The organism is Pseudomonas sp. HP_12 (assembly GCF_055283955.1).
This window is the reverse complement of the sequence record NZ_JBTOQG010000019.1, coordinates 36452-60214: the sequence shown is the minus strand read 5'-3', so window position 1 is coordinate 60214 and position 23763 is coordinate 36452. Positions and strand designations below refer to the sequence as shown.

The 23763-nt window shown below is 59.9% G+C and carries 22 protein-coding genes, 1 tRNA gene and 1 pseudogene; 14 read left to right on the top strand and 10 right to left on the bottom strand.

Annotation, left to right across the window (positions count from 1 at the left end; translation table 11 throughout):
• Positions 1–173: 173 nt before the first annotated feature.
• On the bottom strand, positions 174–1058 hold the full coding sequence (locus tag ACYASU_RS14440; RefSeq protein ID WP_463583179.1) for an EamA family transporter: 885 nt from the start codon (positions 1056–1058) through the stop codon (positions 174–176).
• Positions 1059–1319: 261 nt separating this feature from the next.
• Here ACYASU_RS14440 and ACYASU_RS14435 point away from each other — a divergent pair.
• Together ACYASU_RS14435 and ACYASU_RS14430 are read left to right on the top strand one after the other, a co-directional pair.
• A pseudogene (locus ACYASU_RS14435) lies at positions 1320–2087 on the top strand (MCP four helix bundle domain-containing protein); the annotation flags it as partial.
• On the top strand, positions 2064–2945 hold the full coding sequence (locus ACYASU_RS14430) for a methyl-accepting chemotaxis protein (protein ID WP_463583180.1): 882 nt from the start codon (positions 2064–2066) through the stop codon (positions 2943–2945). The pseudogene ACYASU_RS14435 and the gene ACYASU_RS14430, both read left to right, overlap by 24 nt.
• 95 nt (positions 2946–3040) lie before the next feature.
• Here ACYASU_RS14430 and ACYASU_RS14425 read toward each other — a convergent pair.
• Positions 3041–3131 (bottom strand) — tRNA-Ser (locus ACYASU_RS14425).
• Positions 3132–3300: 169 nt separating this feature from the next.
• On the opposite strand from ACYASU_RS14425, the gene ACYASU_RS14420 reads away from it, so the two are divergent.
• The 7 genes from ACYASU_RS14420 to ACYASU_RS14390 all read left to right on the top strand — a co-directional run bounded on the left by ACYASU_RS14420 (position 3301) and on the right by ACYASU_RS14390 (position 7571).
• On the top strand, positions 3301–3972 hold the full coding sequence (locus ACYASU_RS14420; protein WP_133777231.1) for a Bax inhibitor-1/YccA family protein: 672 nt from the start codon (positions 3301–3303) through the stop codon (positions 3970–3972).
• 114 nt (positions 3973–4086) lie between these two features.
• The gene (tusD, locus tag ACYASU_RS14415) at positions 4087–4479 is read left to right on the top strand and encodes a sulfurtransferase complex subunit TusD (RefSeq protein ID WP_192174822.1); all 393 of its coding nucleotides are present in this window, start codon (positions 4087–4089) and stop codon (positions 4477–4479) included.
• A 1-nt stretch (position 4480) separates the two neighbouring features.
• Complete coding sequence (gene tusC, locus ACYASU_RS14410; RefSeq protein ID WP_463583178.1) at positions 4481–4843, top strand: sulfurtransferase complex subunit TusC; 363 nt, start codon at positions 4481–4483, stop codon at positions 4841–4843.
• Positions 4843–5142, top strand: coding sequence for a sulfurtransferase complex subunit TusB (gene tusB, locus ACYASU_RS14405; RefSeq protein ID WP_463583177.1), 300 nt, complete (start codon positions 4843–4845; stop codon positions 5140–5142). The genes tusC and tusB overlap by 1 nt, the downstream gene beginning before the upstream one ends.
• A complete protein-coding gene (locus ACYASU_RS14400; protein ID WP_463583176.1) occupies positions 5139–5474 on the top strand; it encodes a TusE/DsrC/DsvC family sulfur relay protein in 336 nt (111 codons plus the stop codon). Before tusB ends, ACYASU_RS14400 begins: the two co-directional genes overlap by 4 nt.
• Positions 5471–6472: a glycosyl transferase family protein gene (locus ACYASU_RS14395; protein ID WP_463583175.1), complete on the top strand. Its 1002-nt coding sequence runs from the start codon at positions 5471–5473 to the stop codon at positions 6470–6472. The genes ACYASU_RS14400 and ACYASU_RS14395 overlap by 4 nt, the downstream gene beginning before the upstream one ends.
• Positions 6473–6569: 97 nt before the next feature.
• The gene (locus ACYASU_RS14390; protein WP_463583174.1) at positions 6570–7571 is read left to right on the top strand and encodes a glutathione S-transferase family protein; all 1002 of its coding nucleotides are present in this window, start codon (positions 6570–6572) and stop codon (positions 7569–7571) included.
• Positions 7572–7754: 183 nt separating this feature from the next.
• Here the strand turns inward: ACYASU_RS14390 and cysG are convergent, their stop codons facing one another.
• The 6 genes from cysG to ACYASU_RS14360 all read right to left on the bottom strand — a co-directional run bounded on the left by cysG (position 7755) and on the right by ACYASU_RS14360 (position 15276).
• Entirely contained in the window at positions 7755–9149 is a 1395-nt protein-coding gene (cysG, locus tag ACYASU_RS14385; RefSeq protein WP_463583173.1) for a siroheme synthase CysG, read from the bottom strand.
• Positions 9150–10430 carry a serine--tRNA ligase gene (serS, locus tag ACYASU_RS14380; RefSeq protein ID WP_282370030.1) on the bottom strand — a complete coding sequence of 427 codons (1281 nt, stop codon included), beginning with the start codon at positions 10428–10430 and terminating at the stop codon, positions 9150–9152.
• A 16-nt stretch (positions 10431–10446) separates the two neighbouring features.
• Positions 10447–10821 (bottom strand): fluoride efflux transporter CrcB, encoded by a 375-nt coding sequence (gene crcB / locus ACYASU_RS14375; protein ID WP_282370032.1) that lies wholly within the window; start codon positions 10819–10821, stop codon positions 10447–10449.
• Positions 10821–12143, bottom strand: a complete 1323-nt coding sequence (locus ACYASU_RS14370) for a replication-associated recombination protein A (protein WP_192174829.1) — start codon at positions 12141–12143, stop codon at positions 10821–10823. Before ACYASU_RS14370 ends, crcB begins: the two co-directional genes overlap by 1 nt.
• An 18-nt stretch (positions 12144–12161) precedes the next feature.
• Positions 12162–12785, bottom strand: coding sequence for an outer membrane lipoprotein periplasmic chaperone LolA (gene lolA, locus ACYASU_RS14365; protein WP_282370037.1), 624 nt, complete (start codon positions 12783–12785; stop codon positions 12162–12164).
• Positions 12786–12861: 76 nt separating this feature from the next.
• The gene (locus ACYASU_RS14360; RefSeq protein ID WP_282370040.1) at positions 12862–15276 is read right to left on the bottom strand and encodes a DNA translocase FtsK; all 2415 of its coding nucleotides are present in this window, start codon (positions 15274–15276) and stop codon (positions 12862–12864) included.
• A 487-nt stretch (positions 15277–15763) separates the two neighbouring features.
• Here ACYASU_RS14360 and aat point away from each other — a divergent pair, with 487 nt between their 5' ends.
• From aat to infA, 3 genes are all read left to right on the top strand, one after another.
• Positions 15764–16453, top strand: a complete 690-nt coding sequence (gene aat / locus ACYASU_RS14355; RefSeq protein WP_463583172.1) for a leucyl/phenylalanyl-tRNA--protein transferase — start codon at positions 15764–15766, stop codon at positions 16451–16453.
• 48 nt (positions 16454–16501) lie between these two features.
• A complete protein-coding gene (locus ACYASU_RS14350; RefSeq protein ID WP_463583171.1) occupies positions 16502–17209 on the top strand; it encodes an arginyltransferase in 708 nt (235 codons plus the stop codon).
• 101 nt (positions 17210–17310) lie between these two features.
• The gene (gene infA / locus ACYASU_RS14345) at positions 17311–17529 is read left to right on the top strand and encodes a translation initiation factor IF-1 (RefSeq protein ID WP_002553999.1); all 219 of its coding nucleotides are present in this window, start codon (positions 17311–17313) and stop codon (positions 17527–17529) included.
• A 247-nt stretch (positions 17530–17776) separates the two neighbouring features.
• Here the strand turns inward: infA and clpA are convergent, their stop codons facing one another.
• Positions 17777–20047 (bottom strand): ATP-dependent Clp protease ATP-binding subunit ClpA, encoded by a 2271-nt coding sequence (gene clpA, locus ACYASU_RS14340; protein ID WP_346631382.1) that lies wholly within the window; start codon positions 20045–20047, stop codon positions 17777–17779.
• A 29-nt stretch (positions 20048–20076) separates the two neighbouring features.
• On the bottom strand, positions 20077–20439 hold the full coding sequence (gene clpS / locus ACYASU_RS14335; protein ID WP_122536342.1) for an ATP-dependent Clp protease adapter ClpS: 363 nt from the start codon (positions 20437–20439) through the stop codon (positions 20077–20079).
• Between the two features lie 222 nt (positions 20440–20661).
• On the opposite strand from clpS, the gene cspD reads away from it, so the two are divergent.
• Together cspD and ACYASU_RS14325 are read left to right on the top strand one after the other, a co-directional pair.
• A complete protein-coding gene (cspD, locus tag ACYASU_RS14330; RefSeq protein ID WP_463583170.1) occupies positions 20662–20928 on the top strand; it encodes a cold shock domain-containing protein CspD in 267 nt (88 codons plus the stop codon).
• A 597-nt stretch (positions 20929–21525) separates the two neighbouring features.
• Positions 21526–23751: an NADP-dependent isocitrate dehydrogenase gene (locus tag ACYASU_RS14325; RefSeq protein ID WP_463583169.1), complete on the top strand. Its 2226-nt coding sequence runs from the start codon at positions 21526–21528 to the stop codon at positions 23749–23751.
• Positions 23752–23763 lie beyond the last annotated feature (12 nt).

Below are 23763 nucleotides of genomic sequence, written 5' to 3'. Positions count from 1 at the left end.
GGGGGTTGTTGCTCTTTCTTATTCCCCACTTTTTTTTTTTCGTCCCTTCTTTTGTTCTTTCCGCCTTTCCCGGTTTGGGGCCGCCCCGCTTGTCCGCGGCGGGGCGGGGCCCCGCCCCCCCCCCCCCACTTGCCTGAATCGGGTTTGAATCGCGAAACCCTGATCCCCGCGCATCAAGCGGTCGCTTGTCGCCCACGACTGAACAGCTTGGGCCCAAGCAGATTTACCGTCAGACCCAACATCACAAGCACACCCCCCGCGCATTGCAGCACGCTGAGTCGCTCGCCCAGCACCAACGCTGAGGAACTGAGGCCGACCACCGGCACCAGCAGAGAAAATGGCGCGACCTTGCCCGCTGGATAGCGCGACAGCAGCTTGCTCCAGCTGATGTAGCCGAACAGCGTGGCGACGAAGGCCAGGTAAGCGAGCGACAGCACTGAACTCCATCCCAGATTAAGCAACGAATGCTCAATGAGCGCTGGCCCCTCCAGCCACAGCGACATGGCGAGAAACGGCAGCGGCGGAACGATCGCACCCCAGACCACCAGGGCGACGAGATCGACGTTCCCAAACCGGCGCGTGATGATGTTGCCAAGCGCCCACATCGAGGCCGCGCACAACACCAGCAACACCGCCAGAAGCGGGGTCGCAGCCCCCGTGCCCATGCCGATAAGGGTCAGTCCGCCAGCAGCAATGAGTAAGCCCGCCACGCTATACACGCGTAATTTCTCACCGATGAATATCGCCGCAAACAGCAGCGTGAAGAATGCCTGCGCCTGCAGCAGCAAGGAGGCCAGCCCCGGTGGCATGCCACGGGCCATGCTCTCGAACAGAAAGGCGAACTGACCGAAGGAAATGGTCGCTCCATACGCGAGCAGCCAGAACCAGGGCAACTGCGGACGGCGAATGAAAAACACCGCGGGAATCGCGACCAGCGTGAACCGCATTGCGCCCAGCAACATCGGCGGCAGGCCATCCAGGCCGTATTTGATCACGATGAAATTCAAACCCCACGCAATGATGACCAGCAATGCCAGGCAAAGGTCTTTAAACGGCATAGTGTTCCTTAATAGTTGGCAGGTATTTCGGGGCGATCCCGAGAAGCAATAATCGCCTCACGCTCGCCGCGTTTGCAAACCCATTGGCAGTGTTAAATGAAGAATTAGTTAATTGATTATTTAGCACTTAGCAAACACGCAACCATGATAGCTATAGGCCTGCCTTTCGGCTGGACGTACCTTAAGTAATCGAAAATCCGGCAGACACGCTGATAGCTGGAACGGACCTCAGCATTCCTTTGGAGCTCCGGAGAAACCCATATGCAACTACAAAACTTCAAGATTTCGACCAGAGCGCTGCTCTGCTTTGGTCTGATTACGCTCATTCTGCTAGGCCTTGGCGTGTTCGCCTACTTTCAAATTGATGAAATGCGTACCACTGAACAAAAGCTGGAAACCGACGTGGTGCCCAGCATTCAGGTAATTGACGATATCCAGATCGCCCTGCTGCATACCCGGCTGGAAAGCATACGATCGCTAGCGGTGGCGGGCTCAGACGCACAACGCAAGGTCACCGATAGTATTTTTCAGGACATTGCCATGCTCGAAGACAAGACGGGTTACTACCGAGCACACTTGGTTACTGACGAAGAGGATAACAAGCAGTTTCAGACCGCGAACGGCCTGATGGAGAAATACATAGCTGGCGTCAAAAACATTATTTCGCTGAATAAAACCGACCATCAAAGCGCGCTGGACTATGCCAACAACGAACAGGCGCAGACCGCGACGCAGTATCAGGCAGAGCTCACAAAGCTGCGAGACCTTAATTCACAGAACGCAGTTAACGCCGGGCATCGCGCTGCAGAGGTTTACAGCCACAGCATCATGGTTCTTATCTCGGTTGTTCTGGTTGCATCGGTGCTCACCATAGGCCTGGCGTATGCCCTGACCCGAAGCATCGTAAAGCCGGTTGCCAGCTCATTGACCTTCGCGGAGCAAATCGCGACGGGCGACCTCTCCGGTGTCCTCCCCGTGACGGGGCGAGATGAGGTATCCAGTTTGATGATTGCGCTCAATGTCATGGCCGGCAATTTAAAGACCACGATCACCGAGATATCGGGAGCAGCCGACCAACTGAGCACCGCCTCCGTCGAAATGACATCGATCACCGAAAGCGCAGACCGGACACTTCAAAGACAGAACAGCGAGATCGAACAGGCGGCCACTGCGGTCACCGAAATGAGTGCGGCAGTGGAGGAAGTGGCGAGAAATGCGAACTCAACGTCCGAGGCCGCGAAGTCATCCAGCACATCCGCCGAAGAGGGCAACCGCAGGGTCGTCAACACGGTGACGGCCATGACGAGCCTCGCCGACCTCGTGGACAACTCAGTGGTTCAGGTCAAGGCCCTGGCCAGTCAGGCGGACGATATTACAAAAGTGCTGAGCGTCATCAGGGCCATTGCCGAGCAGACAAACCTGCTCGCGTTGAACGCAGCGATTGAGGCGGCGCGCGCCGGGGAACAGGGACGAGGATTCGCTGTGGTGGCAGACGAGGTTCGAGCACTGGCGCACCGGACCCAACTGTCCACGCAGGAAATCGAGCAGATGATCACCAAGGTCCAGTCAGGGTCTGCCGCTGCCGTGGAGTCCATGGACAAAAGCAGGCAGGAGGTTTACAGCACGCTGACCTCTGCGAAAGACGCCGGCTCGTCCCTGCGCCTGATCACCGATGCGGTCCTGGAAATCAATGAACGAAATATGCAGATTGCGACGGCGTCGGAGGAGCAAGCCCATGTTGCCCGCGATGTGGACAGAAACCTGGTGAGCATTCGGGATCTGGCAATGCAGAGCACCGAAGGCGCGAGACAGACACTGGAAGCAAGCAACGAGCTGTCGAAGCTGGCGGTCCGGCTCAATGACATGGTCGGCAAGTTCCGGCTTTAGCCCACCGCGGCCCTGACATCCGGACTTCAGGGCCCATCGCCAACCAAACCCCGGAAACGAAAAAGCCCCGCATATGCAGGGCTTTTTACTGTGTTTGGCGGGGAACTAGGGATTCGAACCCTAGAAACGCTATTAACGTTCGCCGGTTTTCAAGACCGGTGCATTCAACCACTCTGCCAATTCCCCGAAGCATCTGGCGTCGGAAGTTTTTCACCCCTCCGTCGCTTTGCGGGCGCCATAATACCGTAATGAAACAAGCTGTCAAACTCTCCGGCTAGCGCGCTGCCTCGCCTCTGTTATGATCTTTGCAACTTGAGGTTTCAAACCCTTCGTTTTCACCATCAGGAGTAGCGCCATGCGCGAACAGGATTACGCAGTCAACAACCGCGTGCAGGTCGAGCAGCTAGAGGTTAGCCGCGTCCTGCGCAACACGTACGGCCTTCTGGCCCTCACCCTCGCCTTCAGCGGCGTCATGGCGTTCGTTGCACAACAGATGAACGTGCGTTACCCGAACGTCTTCGTCGTACTAATCGGCTTCTACGGTCTGTTCTTCCTGACCAACAAATTGCGCGATTCGGCGTGGGGTCTGGTCTCGGCGTTCGCGCTGACGGGCTTCATGGGGTTCATCCTCGGCCCGATCCTCAACCGTTACATCGGCATGCAGGGCGGCGCTGAAGTCGTTGCTTCCGCGTTTGCGATGACGGCACTGGTCTTCGGTGGTCTGTCGGCCTACGTGCTGATCACCCGCAAGGACATGAGCTTCCTCGGCGGCTTCATCACCGCAGGCTTCTTCGTGTTGCTCGGGGCCGTGGTGGCCAGCATGTTCTTCCAGATCAGCGGCCTGCAACTGGCGATCAGCGCCGGCTTCGTGCTGTTCTCGTCGGTCTGCATTCTGTTTCAGACCAGCGCGATCATCCACGGCGGTGAGCGCAACTACATCATGGCGACCATCAGCCTGTATGTATCGATCTACAACCTGTTCATCAGCCTGTTGCAGATCTTCGGCATCATGGGCAGCAAAGACTGATCAGTTTGCCCGCTTAAACAAAAAGCCCGCTTCGGCGGGCTTTTTGCTGTCCGGCGTTCATGAATTCTTTATCATTGCGCCCATGTTCCCTGCCAGCGCCCCACCGAGCCGCCCATGAAGTTCGCCATCGCCCTGCATTCGCCCGCCCACGCGCCCTCCTCACGGCGTGCGCTGCTGTTCGCCAAAGCCGCATTGGCCCAGGGCCATGAAATCGTCCGCCTGTTCTTTTATCAGGACGGCGTACACAGCGCGTCCGGCAATGTCGTGTCGCCTCAGGACGAGTCGGACACTGCCGCGCAATGGCGTGATTTCGTCACCACCCACCAGCTTGATGGCGTGGTCTGCATCGCAGCGGCCCTGCGCCGGGGCTTATTGAATGGCGAAGAAGCGGAACGCTATTCGCGACCTGCGGCGAACCTTGCTGCACCGTGGGAATTGTCGGGGCTGGGTCAGTTGCACGACGCGGTCCAGGCGGCCGACCGTTTGATTTGTTTCGGAGGGCCGTGACGTGGCGAAGTCATTGTTGATCATCAGCCGTCAGGCGCCATGGTCCGGTCCGGATGCCCGCGAGGCATTGGACATTGCCCTGGCCGGCGGCGCGTTCGATCTGCCGGTCGCCCTGCTGTTCATGGACGACGGCGTGTTTCAGCTGGCGACGGCGCAGAACCCCAGCCAGGTGCAGCAGAAAGACCTGACCGCCAACCTGCAAGCGTTGTCGATGTTCGGTGTGGAAGACCTGTTCGCCTGCGGCACCAGCCTGAATCAGCGTGGGATGCAGCCAACCGGCTTGAGCGTCGAACCCCTTCAGGTACTGGATGACCCGCAAATCGCTGGGCTCATTGACCGTTACGACCAGGTGATCACAATCTGATGGCTACCCTGCACGTACTCTCTCACTCCCCTTTTACCGATTCGCGCCTGAGCAGTTGCCTGCGCGTGCTCGGCAGTCAAGACGCGATCCTTTTGTGCGGCGACGCAACCTATGCACTGCGCGAAGACACCGCTACCGCCGAGGCACTGAGCGCGAAAACGGGCAGCCTGAAACTGTTCGTGCTCGATGAAGACGCCACCGCTCGAAACATCGCGCTGCCTGACTGGGCCCAAGGCGTCGACTACGCCGGCTTCGTGGCGCTCTCGGTGCAATACGACAAGGTCAACACGTGGCTATGAAACAGCTCATCGTCGACGGGCGCAGCATCGCGCTGGACAAAGACGGCTATCTTGAGGACCTCCACGACTGGTCCAGTGAAGTCGCCGAAGCCCTGGCCCTTGAAGAGGACATCGCCCTTACTCCCGATCACTGGGAAATTCTCGAACTGCTGCGTGCGTTCTACGCGGAGTTTCAGCTGTCCCCGGCCACACGGCCGCTGGTCAAGTACACCGCGCTGAAACTGGGCGCCGACAAGGGCAACAGCTTGCACCTGAATCGTCTGTTCAACGGCACTCCCGCCAAACTTGCCGCCAAGCTGGCGGGCCTGCCCAAGCCGACCAATTGCCTATGACCGACTTCACTCCCCTCGTCATCGAAACCCCTGCCGAGCATCCGTTCGCGCCCTTCGTGCGTATTCTCGGCAAGGGCAAGCGTGGTGCGCGCAACATGACCCGCGCCGAAGCGCGGGAAGCCATGGGCATGGTGCTCGATGAAAAAGTCGAAGACACCCAGCTCGGCGCATTCCTGATGTTGCTTCGGCACAAGGAAGAGAGCCCGGATGAGCTCGCGGGTTTCACCGAAGCGGTGCGCGAGCGGCTGCATGCGCCGGAACTGAAGGTCGATATCGACTGGCCCACGTATGCCGGCAAAAAGCGTCATCTGCCGTGGTACCTGCTGGCCGCCAAGTGCCTGGCACAGAACGGCGTGCGCGTATTGATGCACGGCGGCGGCGCCCACACCGGCGGCCGCCTATACAGCGAGCAGTTGCTGGAGCTGTTGGGCATTCCGCTGTGCCGCAACTGGCAGGCGGTGGGTGAAGCGCTGGAGCAGCAGAACATTGCGTTCTTCCCCCTCGGCGACTGGGCGCCGCAGCTGCAGCGCATGATCGATCTGCGCAACACGCTAGGGCTGCGCTCGCCGATCCATTCCCTGGCGCGCATCCTCAATCCGCTGGGTGCCCGCTGCGGGCTGCAGAGTATTTTCCATCCGGGCTATCAGGGCGTGCATCGCGACGCCAGCAGCCTGCTCGGCGACCACGCCATCGTGATCAAGGGCGACGGCGGTGAAGTCGAGATCAATCCCGACACCATCAGCCACTTGTATGGCACGACTGACGGTCAGCCGTGGGACGAGGAATGGCCGGCGTTGTCGGACCGTCGCCACGTGAAGCCGGCCACCCTCGATCCGCAGCATCTGCTCGCGATCTGGAAAGGCGACATCGAGGACAGTTACCCGCAACTGGCGCTGATCGCCACCATGGCGCTGGCACTGCGAGGCCTCGGGATGCCGCGAACTGAAGCCTTCGCGCAGGCCGAGCAGTATTGGGCGAACCGAAACAGATCGATTTAGCCGATAGCTACCCCCCAGTCTTTGCGTTATTCGTTCGAACGATTGCCTTTAGACTGATCTCCAACGTACTTCGGTACAGCTCACTTTGGAGTCAGACATGGGCCTTCTCGTTGAAGGACGCTGGCAAGACCAGTGGTACGAAAGCAGCAAAGATGGCGCTTTTCAGCGCGAGCAAGCCAAGCGCCGGAATTGGGTCACCAGCGATGGTCGGCCCGGCCCGTCCGGTGAAGGCGGCTTCAAGGCGGAAGCCGGTCGCTACCATTTGTACGTTTCTCTTGCCTGCCCGTGGGCCCATCGGACGCTGATCGTCCGTAAGCTCAAGGGCCTGGAAAGTCTGATCGACGTCTCCGTGGTCAGTTGGCTGATGCGCGAGAACGGCTGGACGTTCGACAAGCAGAAAGGGTCTACCGGCGACGCGCTGGATGGCCATACCTTCATGTACCAGCGCTACCTGGCCGACACCGCCGACTACACCGGCCGGGTGACCGTGCCGGTGCTGTGGGACAAACAACTGAATCGCATCGTCAGCAATGAATCGTCGGAAATCATCCGGATGTTCAATTCGGCGTTCGACGACCTGACCGGCAATCATCTGGATCTCTATCCAGAGCCGCTGCGCAACGAGATCGACCGGCTGAACGACCGAATTTATCCGGCCGTGAACAACGGTGTTTACCGCGCCGGTTTCGCCACGTCACAAGGTGCGTACGAAGAGGCCTTCGATGAAGTGTTTGCCGAGCTCGATGCGCTGGAAAGCCTGCTCAGCGAGAAACGATACCTGGCGGGTGAATACCTGACCGAAGCGGACGTGCGCTTGTTCACCACGCTGATTCGCTTTGACGCGGTGTATCACGGACACTTCAAGTGCAACCTGCGGCGCATTGCCGACTACCCGAACCTGAGCAACTGGGTGCGCGAGATGTACCAGCTGCCGGGCGTGGCCGAGACAGTGGATTTCGTGCACATCAAGCATCACTACTACGCAAGCCACGCCACCATCAACCCGACCGGCATCGTGCCAAAAGGCCCGCAGCAGGACTTTAGCGGCGAGCATGATCGCGGGCGTTTGAGCGGAAAAGGGATCTTGCACAACGACTGATGGGTTTCAGTTAAAGACCTGAAACCCGTCACCCGGCGCATGATCATTGTGGGAGCGAGCTTGCTCGCGAATAGGCCAGTGCATCCGCAAAATTTTCAGCGGCTGGAAGGCAGTCTTCGTGAGCAAGCTCACTCCCACAAGAATTGTGTAGCTCTCGCAAAGCCAGGCAGGCGCATGTCGTGATCAAACGCTCGCCTGCGCCCCTTCGAACCACGCCAGTTTTTCCCGCAACTTCACCACTTCGCCCACAATCACCAGGGTCGGCGCATGAACCTCATGCTCCGCGACCAGTTGCGGCAGATTGGCCAGTGTGCCGGTGAAGACGCGCTGGTTGACTGTGGTGCCCTGCTGAATCAGCGCCGCAGGGGTGTCGGCCGAGCGACCGTGCTTGATCAGCTGTTCGCAAATGACCGGCAGCCCGATCAGGCCCATGTAGAGCACCAAGGTCTGGGATGGCGAAACCAGATCCTTCCATGGCAGGTCGGTAGAGCCGTTCTTCAGGTGGCCGGTCACGAAACGCACGGACTGCGCGTGGTCGCGATGGGTCAGCGGAATGCCGGCGTAGGCCGCGCAACCACTGGCCGCCGTGATGCCCGGCACGACCTGGAAGGGAATGCCGTGAGCCGCCAGTTCCTCGATTTCCTCGCCGCCACGGCCGAAGATGAACGGATCACCGCCCTTCAGTCGCACCACGCGTTTGCCCTGCTTGGCCAGATCCACCAGTTGCTGGTTGATCTGATCCTGGGGCAAGGCGTGATCGGCGCGCTGCTTGCCCACGTAGACGCGGTCAGCGTCGCGGCGGCACAGATCCAGAATCGCCGGTGCTACCAGGCGGTCGTACAGAACGACATCCGCCTGCTGCATCAAACGCAGCGCGCGGAAGGTCAGCAGATCAGGATCGCCCGGCCCCGCGCCCACGAGGTACACCTCGCCGGTGGTGGCCGGCGCATCGCCGTCAATCTTTGCCTGCAACAGCCGCTCTGCTTCGGCGCCCTGCCCGGCCAGTTGCCGGTCAGCGATGGGCCCCTGAAATACATCCTCCCAGAACGCCCGGCGCTGCTGAACGTTGGGAAACAGCCCTTTCACCTGATGCCGGAAGCGCGCGGCCAGACCGGCCAGATGCCCGTACGTCGGTGGAATCCAGGTTTCCAGCTTGGCGCGGATCAGCCGTGCCAGCACCGGCGCATCGCCACCGCTGGATACCGCGATCACCAGCGGCGACCGATCAACGATGGCCGGGAAGATCACGCTGCACAGCGCAGGCGCATCCACCACGTTAACCGGCACACCGCGCTGGCGGGCATCGGCTGACACCTGCGCATTGAGCGGCTCGTCGTCGGTGGCGGCGATGATCAGCACGCAACCATTGAGGTCCGACTCGGTGTAGCCGCGCAGAATCTCTTCGCCGCCGCTGCGCTCGATCAGCTCGCGCACCTCCGCTCCGATCTCGGGGGCAACCACGCGCAGCACCGCCCCGGAGTCGGCCAGCAGGCGAGACTTGCGCAAGGCAATCTCGCCGCCGCCCACCACCAGCACCCGAGCGCCCCGAAGGTTATGGAACAGCGGCAGAAATTCCATTTAGCCGATCACCTCGATGCCGCCCATCCAGGGCTTGAGGACGTCCGGCACGCGGATCGAGCCGTCGGCCTGCTGGTAGTTTTCCAGCACCGCCACCAGCGTACGACCCACTGCGAGACCCGAACCGTTCAGCGTGTGAACCAGTTCCGGCTTGCCGGTTTCCGGGTTGCGCCAGCGCGCCTGCATGCGACGCGCCTGGAAATCGCCGCAGTTGGAGCACGACGAGATTTCACGGTATTTGTCCTGACTCGGAATCCACACTTCCAGGTCGTAGGTTTTCACTGCGCTGAAACCCATGTCGCCGGTGCACAGCGCCAGCACGCGATACGGCAATTCGAGCAGTTGCAGAACGCGTTCGGCGTGACCGGTAAGGCTCTCAAGCGCTTCCATGGATTTTTCCGGCTCGACGATCTGCACCATCTCAACCTTGTCGAACTGGTGCTGACGGATCATGCCGCGGGTATCACGGCCCGACGCGCCGGCTTCGCTGCGGAAGCACGGGGTGTGGGCGACGAACTTCAACGGCAGCTGCTTGGCGTCGATGATTTCCCCGGAGACGATGTTGGTCAGCGACACTTCGGCGGTCGGGATCAGGTACAGATCGGCCTCGCCTTCGCGGGAGATCTTGAACAGGTCTTCTTCGAATTTCGGCAGCTGGCCGGTGCCCTGCAACGCAGGCGCCTGGACCAGATACGGCGTGTAGGTCTCTTCGTAACCATGCTCGTTGATGTGCAGCGTGATCATGAATTGCGCCAGCGCACGGTGCAGGCGCGCAATCGGGCCCCGCAACAACGCGAAACGGGCGCCGGACAGCTTGGCGGCGGTTTCGAAATCCAGCCAGCCGAACTTCTCGCCCAGGGCAACGTGGTCCTGAACCGCGAAATCGAACGACGCCGGCGTGCCCCATGTGCGCACTTCGACGTTCTCTTCCTCATCAGCGCCCACCGGCACCGATTCGTGGGGCAGGTTCGGCATGCTCAGGGCCATGGCGTCGAGCTCGGACTGGATGGCGTCCAGCTCTTTCTTGCCGGTGCTCAGCTCTTCGGCCATGCGATCGATGTCGGCCATCAGCGGCGCGATGTCTTCGCCGCGCTGCTTGGCCTGGCCGATGGATTTGGAACGGGCGTTACGCTCGGCCTGAAGCTGTTCGGTGCGGGTCTGCACCGTCTTGCGCTGGGCTTCCAGCGCTTCGATGCGGGCCACGTCCAGTGTGTAGCCACGGGAAGCCAGGCGATCCGCTACGTCCTGAAGTTGAGTACGCAGCAGTTTGGAGTCGAGCATATCGGTCTCTCGTATATTAAATTCGGGTCAAAGACAGGCCGGCCCATGTTGCGAGCAGCCCGCCCAGTACGCTGATGAGGGCGTAACCAATGGCCAGAGGAGCCTGGCCGCTTTCAAGCAGGCGAATCGTGTCCAGTGAAAAAGACGAAAAGGTCGTCAAGCCTCCAAGGACTCCCACCATCAATCCGGCGCGCACTTCGATCGGGACTTCCGGGCGAATCAGAAACAGCCCGTAGAGCAGACCGATCAGCAGGCAGCCCACCAGATTCACGGCGAGCGTCGCCGTGTAGAAGTAGCGCGGCCAGTTCGCGGCCACGACGTTAGCCGTGGCGAAACGCAGTAATGTACCAGCCACGCCACCGGCGGACACGGCAAGAATCAACTGAATCACTATTTTCTCCGTTGACGAGGGCTGGCGCGGTCGAGCGCCGACAGGTGTTTGAGTTTTTCGCCGATCTTCAGCTCAAGGCCTCGGGGCACAGGCTGATAATACTGGCGCGGTTCGAGTTCGTCGGGGAAGTAGTCTTCACCCGCCGCGTAAGCGTCCGGTTCATCATGGGCGTAGCGGTATTCTTCGCCGTAGCCGAGCTGTTTCATCAATTTGGTCGGTGCGTTGCGCAGGTGCAGCGGCACTTCCAGCGAACCGTGCTCGGTGGCTTCGCGCATGGCCATTTTGAAACCCATGTACACGGCGTTGCTCTTCGGCGCACAGGCAAGGTACACAATGGCCTGGGCCACGGCCAGTTCGCCTTCCGGACTGCCGAGGCGTTCCTGCACATCCCACGCCGACATGCACAGCGGCAAGGCGCGCGGATCGGCGTTACCGATGTCTTCGCTGGCCATGCGCACCACGCGCCGCGCCAGATACAGCGGATCACAGCCGCCGTCGATCATCCGCGCGAACCAGTACAACGCGGCATCGGGGTTGGAGCCGCGAATGGATTTGTGCAGCGCGGAAATCTGGTCGTAGAATGCTTCGCCGCCCTTGTCGAAACGGCGACGGCTGTCACCGAGCAGGCTTTGCAGCAATTCGGGATCGATTTCGCTGCCGTCTTCCGCCAGATCAGACGCATTTTCCAGCAGATTGAGCATCCGTCGACCGTCGCCATCCGCTGCGGCCAGAAGCGTCGTGAACGCCTCGTCGCCCAGCGTCAGATGCCGATTGCCCAACCCGCGCTCTTCGGTCAGCGCGCGGTTGACCAACTGACGCAACGCCCCTTCGTCCAGGCTCTTGAGCACATAGACCCGGGCGCGGGAGAGCAGCGCGTTATTCAGTTCGAATGACGGGTTTTCAGTGGTGGCGCCGATGAAGATCAGCGTGCCGTCTTCCACGTAGGGCAGAAACGCATCCTGCTGCGACTTGTTGAAGCGGTGCACTTCGTCGACGAACAGAATGGTCCGGCGGCCGTACTGACCCGCCTGCTGCTTGGCGATCTCTACGGCCTGCCGGATCTCTTTGACCCCCGCCAGCACCGCCGACACCGTTTCAAAATGCGCGTCGGAGACTTTCGCCAGCAACCGCGCCAGCGTGGTTTTGCCCACGCCGGGCGGTCCCCAGAAAATCATTGAATGCAGCGCGCCCTGCTCCAGCGCTTCACGCAGTGGCTTGCCGTGGGCGAGCAGGTGCTGCTGGCCGACGTACTCGTCCAGATTGGTCGCTCGCAGGCGGGCGGCCAACGGTTGCGCGATCGGTTCAGTGCTGAACAGGTCCATGAAACAGGCGAACCCCTCTTATTCCTGAATGACGTCAGCGCCTTTCGGGATCTGGAACTGGAATTTGCTCGCCGCGACAGGCTCGTTGGCCTTGACGCCGGTGAACAGGATATTGGTGCGCTGGCCGACGCTGTCGATCAGTTGCATGTCGTTGATCATGCCGTTGCGAAACGACAGGCGCAGGCTGTCGAACAGCGTGTCCTTGGATTTAGGCTTGAGCACGAAGTCGATCACGCCACCCGCTTCCTTGGCAGTGATGTCGAAGCTTTCGCTGATTTTTGATACATCGCCGGACAGCAGCAGTGCTGGGGTCTGGGTCAGACGCTGGTCGAGGGTCTTGATGGTGACCTGCTCCAGGTCAGGGTCCCACAGGGAAACCTTCTTGCCGTCGGAGACCATCGTTTGCTCCTGCGGCGGGTCGGTGTGCCAGTAGAACAGGCCCGGGCGCTGCAAGGTCATCTCGCCGGCGGTTTCCTGCAACTGGGTGCCGCCACCGTCGAGGGTGAGCTGGGAGAAACGCCCGCTCAAGGTTTTCGAGTTTTCCAGCAGTTGGGTCAGGCGCGCCACGTCCTTGCTGTCGGCGTGGGCCGAGACAGCGGAAAAAGCCAGTGCAGATACCAACAGCATGCGGATAAGACGCATGGGATTCCTCTTTGAGTGTGGTTGAAGCCGGGCGCCGCCGCGGTGGCGACGCCCGGTAACGCATGACCGGGAAGTGTCAGTCACGCACAGGGGCTGGCGCAATCACTTCGCGCGAGCCGTTGGTGTTCATCGGCGTCACGACGCCCGCGTTTTCCATGGTTTCGATCATCCGCGCGGCGCGGTTGTAGCCAATCTTCAGCTTGCGCTGCACCGCAGAGATCGACGCACGACGGCTTTCCAGCACGAACTTCACGGCTTCGTCGTACAGCGCATCGCTTTCGCTGTCTTCGCCATCACCGCCGCCACCGCCACCGTCGAAGCCGCTGCCCGGCTCTTCGACGCCGGCCAGGATGTCATCGTTGTAGTTCGGCGTGCCGCGCAGCTTCCACGCCTCGACCACGCGGTGAACCTCCTCGTCCGACACAAACGCGCCGTGCACACGAATCGGCAGGCTGGTGCCCGGCGGCATGTAGAGCATGTCGCCGTGACCGAGCAGTTGTTCGGCGCCGCCCTGATCGATGATGGTCCGGGAGTCGATCTTGCTCGATACCTGGAACGCCATGCGCGTCGGGATATTCGCCTTGATCAGGCCGGTGATCACGTCCACCGACGGACGCTGGGTCGCGAGGATCAAGTGGATACCTGCCGCTCGGGCCTTCTGGGCGATACGGGCGATGAGTTCTTCGACCTTCTTGCCGACGATCATCATCATGTCGGCGAACTCGTCCACCACCACAACAATGGTCGGCAGCTTGGTCAGCAGCGGCGCTTCGTCGTGAATGCTTTCGCGGTGATACAGCGGGTCGGACAGCGGCGTGCCAGCCTCTTCCGCTTCGCGCACCTTCTGGTTGAAGCCCGACAGGTTACGCACGCCCATCTTGGCCATCAGTTTGTAGCGGCGTTCCATTTCAGCCACCGACCAGCGCAAGGCGTTGGCGGCGTCTTTCATGTCGGTCACCACCGGGCACAGCAAATGCGGGATGCCTTCGTAGATCGACAGCTCGAGCATTTTCGGGTCGATCATGATCAGCTTGGCGTCTTCCGGACCGGACTTGAACAGGATCGACAGGATCATCGCGTTCACGCCCACCGACTTACCGGAACCGGTGGTACCGGCGACCAGCAGGTGCGGCATCTTGGCGAGGTCGGTAATGACCGGCTTGCCGCCGATGTCGTGACCCAGCGCCAGGGTGACCGGTGATTTCGCATCGTCGTATTCCGGCGTCGAGAGGACCTCGGAGAAACGCACGATCTGGCGATCTTCGTTGGGGATTTCGATACCGACGGTGGTCTTGCCGGGAATGACCTCGACCACACGGACGCTGGTCACTGCAAGGGAGCGCGCCAGGTCTTTCGCCAGGTTCGAAATACGGCTGACTTTCACGCCGGCAGCCGGCTGGATCTCGTAACGGGTAATCACCGGGCCGGGGTGAATCGAGTCCACGGTGACTTCGACGCCGAATTCCTTGAGCTTGATCTCCAGCAGATGACCCACCGCTGCCAGGGATTCAGGCGAATAGTTGAGCTGCTTTTTCTCTGCCGGGTCGAGGATCGAGATCGGCGGCAGGGTGCCTTCCACGGCGCTGTCGACGAACAACGGCGCCTGTTTCTCTTTCTGGACGCGCTTGCTCGGCTCCGGTGCCCGTGGAGGTGCCGGCGCAATGACGGCGGGCACGTGCTTCTCGCGGGCGGCCATGTGCTCGGTCAACGCCTGTTCGCGCTCGATCAGGCGTTCCTTGGCTTTGGCCTGCTCCCGTCGATCCGGGGCAACCGGCGCGACCACTTCGTCGACACGCATGTCGACTTCACGCAGCTGAGCCACCATCTGCTTGCGTTCGTTGCGGGCGGTCCACCAGCGATTGAGCGAGCCCGTGAACAGTTCGATCAGGTCCAGGGTGATCTTGCCGGTGTTGTCCATGACCTTGAACCAGGACAGATCGGTGAACACGGTCAGACCGAACAAAAACAAGGCGATGAACAGCAGCGTGCTGCCCTGAACATTCAGCGCGCGCTTGGCCAGATCGCCCAGCACTTCGCCCAGCACGCCACCGGCAGAACCCGGCAGGCCCGATGCCGAATGAAAGTGCAAGTGCGCCAGCGAAGCGCCGGCCAGCACCAGAAACACCAGACCGATCATGCGCCAGGAAAACAGCCAGCCGCTCCACTGCCACGGCTCATGGCGATGGCGGAAAACCTGATAGGCCTTGATCCCCAGCAACAGCGGGAAGATGTAGGCGAAGTAGCCGAGGATCATGAACAGGATGTCGGCAGAGTACGCACCGGCGAAGCCTGCGGCGTTCTGAACCTGGGCAGAATTGCTCGAGCTGCTCGTGTGGCTCCAGCCTGGGTCGCCCTGATCGTAGGTCAGCAGCGCCATGATCAGATACAGACACAGCGCGCCGAACGCGATCAGTGCACCTTCCTTGAGCCGGTAGTGCAGGTGCTGCCGCCAGAGCGGAACGGGGGTGGGTGCTATGGTGGATTTCTTCAAAACGCTTCAATTCCTGCGCGCAAGCGCGAACATCTGATGATTGACTGTGTACGACTGCCTTGACGAAATGGCAGTGCCTTTCCCGAACATCGGCCTGAATATCGGTCCGACGGTCAGCATGACCACCGGGGAAAACACGACTGCGATAACGCACGCTCGACAGGTGACTTGAAATGAGGTTAAACAACATCGGCATTGTACGGATTTGCGCGCCGCGCGCTACGTTAGTCTGGCGCGGAGCTTGCCGATCTTCAAGCTTCGCCGGCCGCTGACAATTGCAGCACGCATTTTTCTTTCCCGACAAAGGCTTATGACGCGTAGCTACTGCTTCCTTGAACTGTCAAAAGGCCATGCCGGAACGAAGAAATCAAGCGGTCCGACATCCCGGTTCGATCAGGCGGCTTGTGACCCCGTTCGCAGCACGGAGTTGCAATTCGCAATGGCGACCCGCGCTGACTCCCCTCCCCTCTCGTAAAGTCTGGATGCCATGCTGACCTGGTTACAACGCGACACCCTTGATTTCCCTGCGCTGGAAAAAGCCATGCGCGAGCCCAACGGACTGTTGGCCGGCGGCGGCGATTTGTCTGCCGATCGCCTGATCGCCGCGTACCGCCATGGCTGTTTCCCCTGGTATCAGCAGGGCCAGCCGATTCTCTGGTGGTCGCCGGACCCTCGTACCGTGCTGTTTCCGGATGAACTGCATGTGTCGCGCAGTCTGGGCAAGTTGCTGCGCCAGGGGCGTTATCGGGTCACGTTCGATCAGGACTTCCCGGCGGTCATTCAAGCGTGCGCCGAACCTCGGGCCTACGCAGACGGCACTTGGATAACCGACTCCATGCAGGCGGCCTACATCGAACTGCACGCGCGTGGGTTCGCCCATAGCGTTGAGGTCTGGGACGGCGACGCCTTGGTGGGCGGCTTGTATGGATTGGCCATGGGCCAGTTGTTCTTTGGCGAATCCATGTTCAGCCGCGCCGACAACGCTTCAAAGGTCGGCTTTGCGACGCTGGTCGAACATTTGCAAAGGTGGGGATTTGTCCTGATCGATTGCCAGATGCCGACCGAGCACCTGCTAAGCCTTGGCGCTCGGTCGATTCCACGGCAGACCTTCGCCGACTGTCTGCGCGAACATCTGGATAAGAGCACTTGCGCCGACTGGCTGCCTAGGCGAGTTTGAGTCGGCTGGCATACACTCTTAACTCAAGGTTTTTCTCGAGGGTTGATCATGACCGAGCTGGCGCGGCTGAAGTTCTATGCCACTCAACCCCACTCCTGTAGCTACCTGCCCGAGGAACAAGCCACCACGCTGTTTCTCGACCCCAGCCAGCCGATGGACGTCCAGGTCTATGCCGATCTCTCGGACATGGGGTTTCGCCGCAGTGGCGATCATTTGTACCGTCCGCACTGCCAGAACTGCAGCGCCTGCGTGCCTGCGCGCATTCCGGTCGGGCTGTTCGTGCCTGATCGTCAGCAGAAACGTATTTTAAAAAGGAACGCCGACCTCGAAGTGACGAGCACCAAGCCGCATTTCAGCGAAGAGTACTTCGATCTGTATCAGCGCTACATCGAGCAGCGCCATGCCGATGGGGATATGTTCCCGCCAAGTCGCGACCAGTTTTCCACGTTTCTGGTACGGGACCTGCCGTTCTCGCGGTTTTACGAATTTCGCCTGGAAGGCCGGCTACTCGCCGTGGCCGTCACTGACCTGCTGCCCAACGGTCTTTCGGCCGTTTACACGTTCTACGAACCCTCGGAAGAGCGCCGCAGCCTGGGGCGTTACGCGATTCTCTGGCAGATCGCCGAAGCCGCACGCATGCAATTGCATGCCGTGTACCTCGGTTACTGGATAAAGAACTGCAAAAAGATGAATTACAAGACCCAATATCGCCCCATCGAGCTGCTCACCAATCAAAGATGGGTCACTCTTTACTGAAGCCCTTGGCTTAAACCTCAATTTTCGGGCACAATGCAGCCCGCTTTTGCCTGGCTGCCGTTTGCACCGGGCCATTCATTGGATACCGAGGGCTTTACTGCATGTCGAAAGAAGACAGCTTCGAAATGGAAGGCACTGTCGTCGACACCCTGCCCAACACCATGTTCCGTGTGGAGTTGGAAAATGGGCACGTCGTAACCGCGCACATCTCCGGCAAGATGCGCAAGAACTACATCCGCATTCTTACCGGCGACAAGGTCCGCGTTGAGCTGACGCCCTACGACTTGAGCAAAGGGCGCATCACTTACCGCGCCCGCTAACAGGTCTTAACAAAAACGCCCGGCTCATGCCGGGCGTTTTTGTGTGCGCGGAATATAGAGGCGGCATCACTCGATCCCACAGACCGCGGCACGTTGCAAAAGATGTGGGAGCGAGCTTGCTCGCGAAAAGGCCCGAAGGGCTTCAAAGTAACATTCTCAAGCCAACCCAAACCAAACCCCACAAACCAGCCAGACACAAAAAAGGCGCCAATCGGCGCCTTTCAGGTTTGTTGCATCAACCGAAGCGTCAGGCCAGTTCAGCCGTGGTTTCGTAATCGAACGAGATCTCGCCGTCCTTGATGTCGATGTGTACCACACCGCCATGCTCGGACAACTCGCCGAACAGAATCTCCTCGGCCAGCGGACGCTTGATCTTGTCCTGGATCAGACGTGCCATCGGGCGTGCACCCATCGCTGCGTCGTAACCCTCCTCGGCCAGATAACCCCTCACCGCGTCGGTCACTTCCAGCAATACGCGCTTGTCTTCCAGCTGCGCCTGAAGCTCGGTGAGGAACTTGTCCACCACGTTCTTGATAACCTCATGGCTGAGGCGACCGAATTGAATGATGGTATCCAGACGGTTGCGGAATTCCGGCGTAAAGCTCTTCTTGATCACTTCCATCGCATCAGAAGAGTGATCCTGATGGGTGAAACCGATCGAAGCGCGCGCGGCGGTTTCAGCACCGGCGTTGGTGGTCATGATCACGATCACATTGCGGAAGTCCGCCTTGCGCCCGTTGTTGTCGGTGAGCGTCCCGTGGTCCATCACCTGCAGCAGCAGGTTGAAGACTTCAGGGTGCGCCTTCTCGATTTCATCGAGCAGCAGCACGCAATGCGGCTGTTTGGTGACGGCTTCGGTCAACAAACCGCCCTGATCAAAACCGACATAGCCCGGCGGCGCACCGATCAGACGCGATACGGTGTGACGCTCCATGTATTCGGACATGTCGAACCGCACCAACTCGATACCCAGCGCCTTGGCCAGCTGACGCGCTGCCTCGGTCTTGCCGACACCGGTCGGACCTGCGAACAGGAACGAACCGACAGGCTTGTCCGGCGACTTGAGGCCTGCACGGGACAACTTGATCGCGGTGGACAGCGAGTCGATGGCTGCGTCCTGACCAAACACGGTCAGCTTCAGGTCGCGCTCCAGGTTACGCAGCAACTCCTTGTCGGAGCTGTTGACGTGCTTCGGCGGAATCCGCGCGATCTTCGCAACGATGTCTTCAACCTGCGGCACTTCAATGCGCTTGACGCGCATTTCCACCGGTTGCAGCCGCTGATAGGCGCCCGCCTCGTCGATCACGTCAATGGCCTTGTCGGGCATGTGACGGTCATTGATGTAGCGCGATGCCAGTTCGGCAGCGGCACGCAGGGCTTCGTCGCTGTATTCGATATTGTGATGCTGTTCGAAACGGCCCTTCAGGCCGCGCAGAATGCCGATGGTGTCTTCGACAGACGGCTCCGAGACGTCGACCTTCTGGAAACGACGGGCCAGCGCACGGTCTTTTTCGAAGATGCCGCGGAATTCCTGGAACGTGGTCGAACCGATGCAACGGATATCACCCGACGACAGCAACGGCTTGAGCAGATTGGACGCATCCATCACGCCACCGGACGCAGCGCCGGCACCGATGATGGTGTGGATTTCGTCGATGAACAGGATCGCATGCGGACGTTTCTTCAACTCGCCGAGCAGCGCCTTGAAGCGCTTCTCGAAATCGCCACGGTATTTGGTACCGGCCAGCAGTGCGCCCAGGTCGAGGGAGTACACGACGCTGTTGGCCAGCAGGTCCGGCACCTGATTGTCGACGATGCGTTTGGCCAGGCCTTCGGCGATGGCGGTTTTACCCACCCCGGCCTCGCCCACCAGCAGCGGGTTGTTCTTGCGGCGCCGCGCGAGAATCTGAGCGACGCGCTCGACTTCCATCTCGCGCCCTACCAGCGGATCGATGCGGCCTTGACGGGCCAGCTCATTCAGGTTGCTCGCATAGGCATCCAGAGGATTGCCTGAGGAAGAAGACTCACCGCCCTCGTCATCCTGCATATCTTGCTCACCTTCAGATTGATCGCCATGCCCCGGCACTTTGGAAATACCGTGGGCGATATAGTTGACGACATCGATACGGGCAACGCTCTGCTGCTTGAGCAGGAACACTGCCTGGCTTTCCTGCTCGCTGAAGATCGCCACCAGCACGTTTGCGCCAGTGACTTCTCGCTTGCCGGAGCTCTGCACATGGAAAACCGCACGCTGAAGAACGCGTTGGAAGCCGAGTGTAGGTTGGGTCTCGCGATCCTCGTCATGCACGGGGATCAGCGGCGTGGTGGAGTCGATGAACTCCTGGAGGTCGTGTTTGAGTTTGTCGAGGTTCGCGCCGCAGGCACGCAGTACGGTGGCGGCAGCCTCATTGTCCAATAGGGCCAGCAGGAGGTGCTCGACGGTCATGAACTCATGACGTTTAGAGCGGGCCTCCTTGAAAGCCAGATTGAGGGTGACTTCGAGCTCACGGTTTAACATAGCTTCACCTCATACCCAAGTGTCCGGCGTTAACCGTCCTTCTCGATTTCACAGAGTAGCGGATGCTGGCTTTCCCTGGCGTACTGGTTGACCTGCATAGCCTTGGTCTCGGCGATGTCGCGGGTAAACAATCCGCAAACGGCCCGTCCCTCTGTATGGACGGCCAGCATGACCTTGGTCGCCAGCTCACGATTCAGGTTGAAAAACACCTCGAGCACTTCGACAACGAAATCCATCGGGGTGTAGTCATCGTTGAACAAAACCACCTTGTACATAGGCGGCACCTGCAATATCGGCTTGGCTTCCTGTACAGCGGTGCCCGACGCATCGTCCTCATGGGGATGCGGGTCATCCTGATTGAATGTTAGTCGAATCTTGCTGATTGCATGCATGGTAAAGAAGGTTCACAGAGGACGTGATTGAAATAAGTGGTGGCGGTGATACCGGTTTTCAACTGGACCGCCGCTTGACCTTGACTATCGGCCAATCGGTGTTACAAACAATAGAACCCACATTGGGTAAAAAGGGTCCGCGCAGTCAACCAAAATTTTTTAGGTCCGGCGGATGAGAGGTGATGATACTCCCATCGGAGTCCTTTGCAGAGGGATGTGACTATGCTAAGCGGTAAGGTCAAGTGGTTTAACAACGCCAAGGGGTATGGCTTCATCGTCGAAGATGGTAAGTCCGAGGACCTGTTTGCACACTACTCGGCGATCAGTATGGATGGCTATAAAACCCTGAAGGCCGGGCAGCCGGTAAATTTCGAAATCATCCAGGGACCGAAAGGTCTTCACGCCATTAAAATCAGCGCGAAGATCTCCGCTGATAACCATCAGGTCGTTACTCATCACGAGAGGCAACCCGAGCAGCAGCGGGCATAGCGCAACAATCACGCCTGAGCCGGACCGTTCAAGCGCGAGATTCGATGAGCCGGTCAATCCACTCAGGGTTGGCCGGCTTTTTTGTGCCTTCGCTGCCCCGTTGCGTGCATCTATCGCGCATCTATATAGGGAAGCGAGCCAACGCAACTGTGGCCCAGGTGCTCCTTTAGTCGAAATCCGGTGGGCCACTGATCAGGACGCACCGGCCCCAGGCTGCTGCGACAGGTTGCCGCAGGCCCCGTGTTGCAAGGGCTGCACGGTTTTTCCGGGGAATCCTCACGCATCCCGAGACCTGCGCAATCGTCCCGGGCACCGCAAAGCCGTCACACGAGTACCGTAGTAATGGCCGGGTGCAGTGATATACTCAACGCCGGTGACCGTTGGGTCATTGGGGGCCGAACCACCTGAACCCAGGCTTTCAGCCCTCGACAGGCCGGACCGCTACCCGGGTCCGACCGTTTGACGCTCGACTGATGCACCCCCTATCACGCGACGAAATTCTCGACTTTCGGCTCATCGATACTTTGGGCGAAAGTGCCTACCCTGCGCATCTCGAAATTTTGTGTACGCTCAGCAAAGAAGAGAGTTATCCCGAATATGTCCAACCGCTCGAAGATCATCTACACCTTCACTGACGAAGCGCCAGCCCTCGCCACCTACTCACTGCTGCCTATCATCGAAGCGTTCACCGCCTCCGCTGACATCGCCGTTGAAACCCGCGACATCTCGCTTGCAGCCCGCATCCTCGCCAGCTTTCCCGAGCGCCTGGGTGACAAGAAGGTGTCCGACGATCTGGCAGAGCTGGGCCAACTGGCGACCACGCCGGAAGCCAACATCATCAAGCTGCCGAACATCAGCGCCTCGGTTCCACAACTGAAGGCCGCGATCAAGGAACTGCAAGCCAAGGGCTACGACATCCCGAACTACCCGGATGAAGTCGTCACCGAAGCCGACAAGGTTGCCCAGGCTGGCTACGACAAAGTGAAAGGCAGTGCCGTGAACCCGGTGCTGCGTGAAGGTAACTCTGATCGCCGGGCGCCGCTCTCCGTCAAGAACTACGCGCGCAAGCACCCGCACAAAATGGGCGCCTGGTCTGCGGACTCCAAGTCCCACGTGGCGCACATGGACAATGGCGACTTCTACGGCAGCGAAAAATCCTCGCTGATCGAAGCCGCTGGCGCCGTGAAGATCGAGCTGATCGGCAAAGATGGCAGCACCACCGTGCTGAAGGACAAGACGTCGGTCCTGGCGGGCGAGATCATCGACTGCGCGGTCATGAGCAAGAAAGCCCTGCGCGCTTTCGTGGCCCGTGAAATCGAAGACGCCAAGAAGCTCGGCGTGCTGTTCTCCGTACATTTGAAAGCCACCATGATGAAGGTCTCGGACCCGATCATGTTTGGCGAGTTCGTCGCTGAGTACTATCAGGAAGCGCTGAGCAAGCACGCTGAGGTCCTGAAAGAAATCGGCTTCAACCTGCACAACGGCATCGGCGACCTGTACGCCCGCATCAAGGACCTGCCCGCCGACCAGCAAGCGCAGATCGAAGCGGACGTCAAAGCCGTCTATGCGACCCGCCCTGCCCTGGCGATGGTCAATTCCGACAAAGGCATCACCAACCTGCACGTGCCGAGCGACGTCATCGTCGACGCCTCGATGCCGGCGATGATTCGTGATTCCGGCAAGATGTGGAACAACGACGGCGTGCTGCAGGACACCAAGGCCGTGATCCCGGACCGTTGCTACGCAACCATCTATCAAGCCGTGATCGAAGACTGCAAGCAACACGGCGCCTTCGACCCGACCACCATGGGCAGCGTGCCAAACGTTGGCCTGATGGCACAGAAAGCCGAAGAGTATGGCTCACACAACAAAACCTTCCAGATCGAAACCGATGGCGTGGTCCGCGTGACCGACGACAAAGGTCAGGTCCTGATGGAACAGAACGTTGAAGCCGGCGACATCTGGCGCATGTGCCAGACCAAGGACGCGCCGATTCAGGACTGGGTCAAACTGGCCGTCAACCGTTCGCGCCTGAGCAACACCCCGGCGATTTTCTGGCTGGACCCTGAGCGCGCCCACGATGCGGCGATGATCAAGAAGGTCGAGCACTACCTGAAGGATCACGACACGGCAGGCCTGGACATCAGCATTCAGTCGCCGGTCGACGCGATGAAGGTTTCCCTGGAGCGTATCCGCGCGGGCAAGGACACCATTTCGGTGACCGGCAACGTGCTGCGCGACTACCTGACCGACCTGTTCCCGATCATGGAGCTGGGCACCAGCGCCAAGATGCTGTCCATCGTGCCGCTGATGAGTGGCGGTGGTCTGTTCGAAACCGGCGCAGGTGGTTCGGCGCCGAAGCACGTTCAGCAGCTGAACGAAGAGAACTTCCTGCGCTGGGATTCCCTGGGCGAATTCCTGGCACTGGCCGCTTCCCTCGAGCACTTGGGCAACGTCTACGACAACCCGAAAGCGCTGGTACTTGCTACTGCTCTGGACAAGGCCACCGGTCAGTTCCTGGACAACAACAAGTCGCCATCGCGCAAGGTCGGCGGTATCGACAACCGTGGCAGCCACTTCTACCTGGCCACCTACTGGGCTCAGGCTCTGGCGGCACAGACCGACGATACGGCGCTGCAAGCCAAGTTCACGGAGCTGGCAAAAACCCTGGCTGACAACGAAGCGACCGTCGTCGCCGAGCTGAACAGCGTGCAGGGCAAGCCACTGGACATCGGTGGCTACTACTTCCCAACCCCGGAACTGGCCAGCAAAGCCATGCGCCCAAGCAAGACCCTGAACGACGCGATCAATGCGTTGAAGTAAGACGGTAAGCGC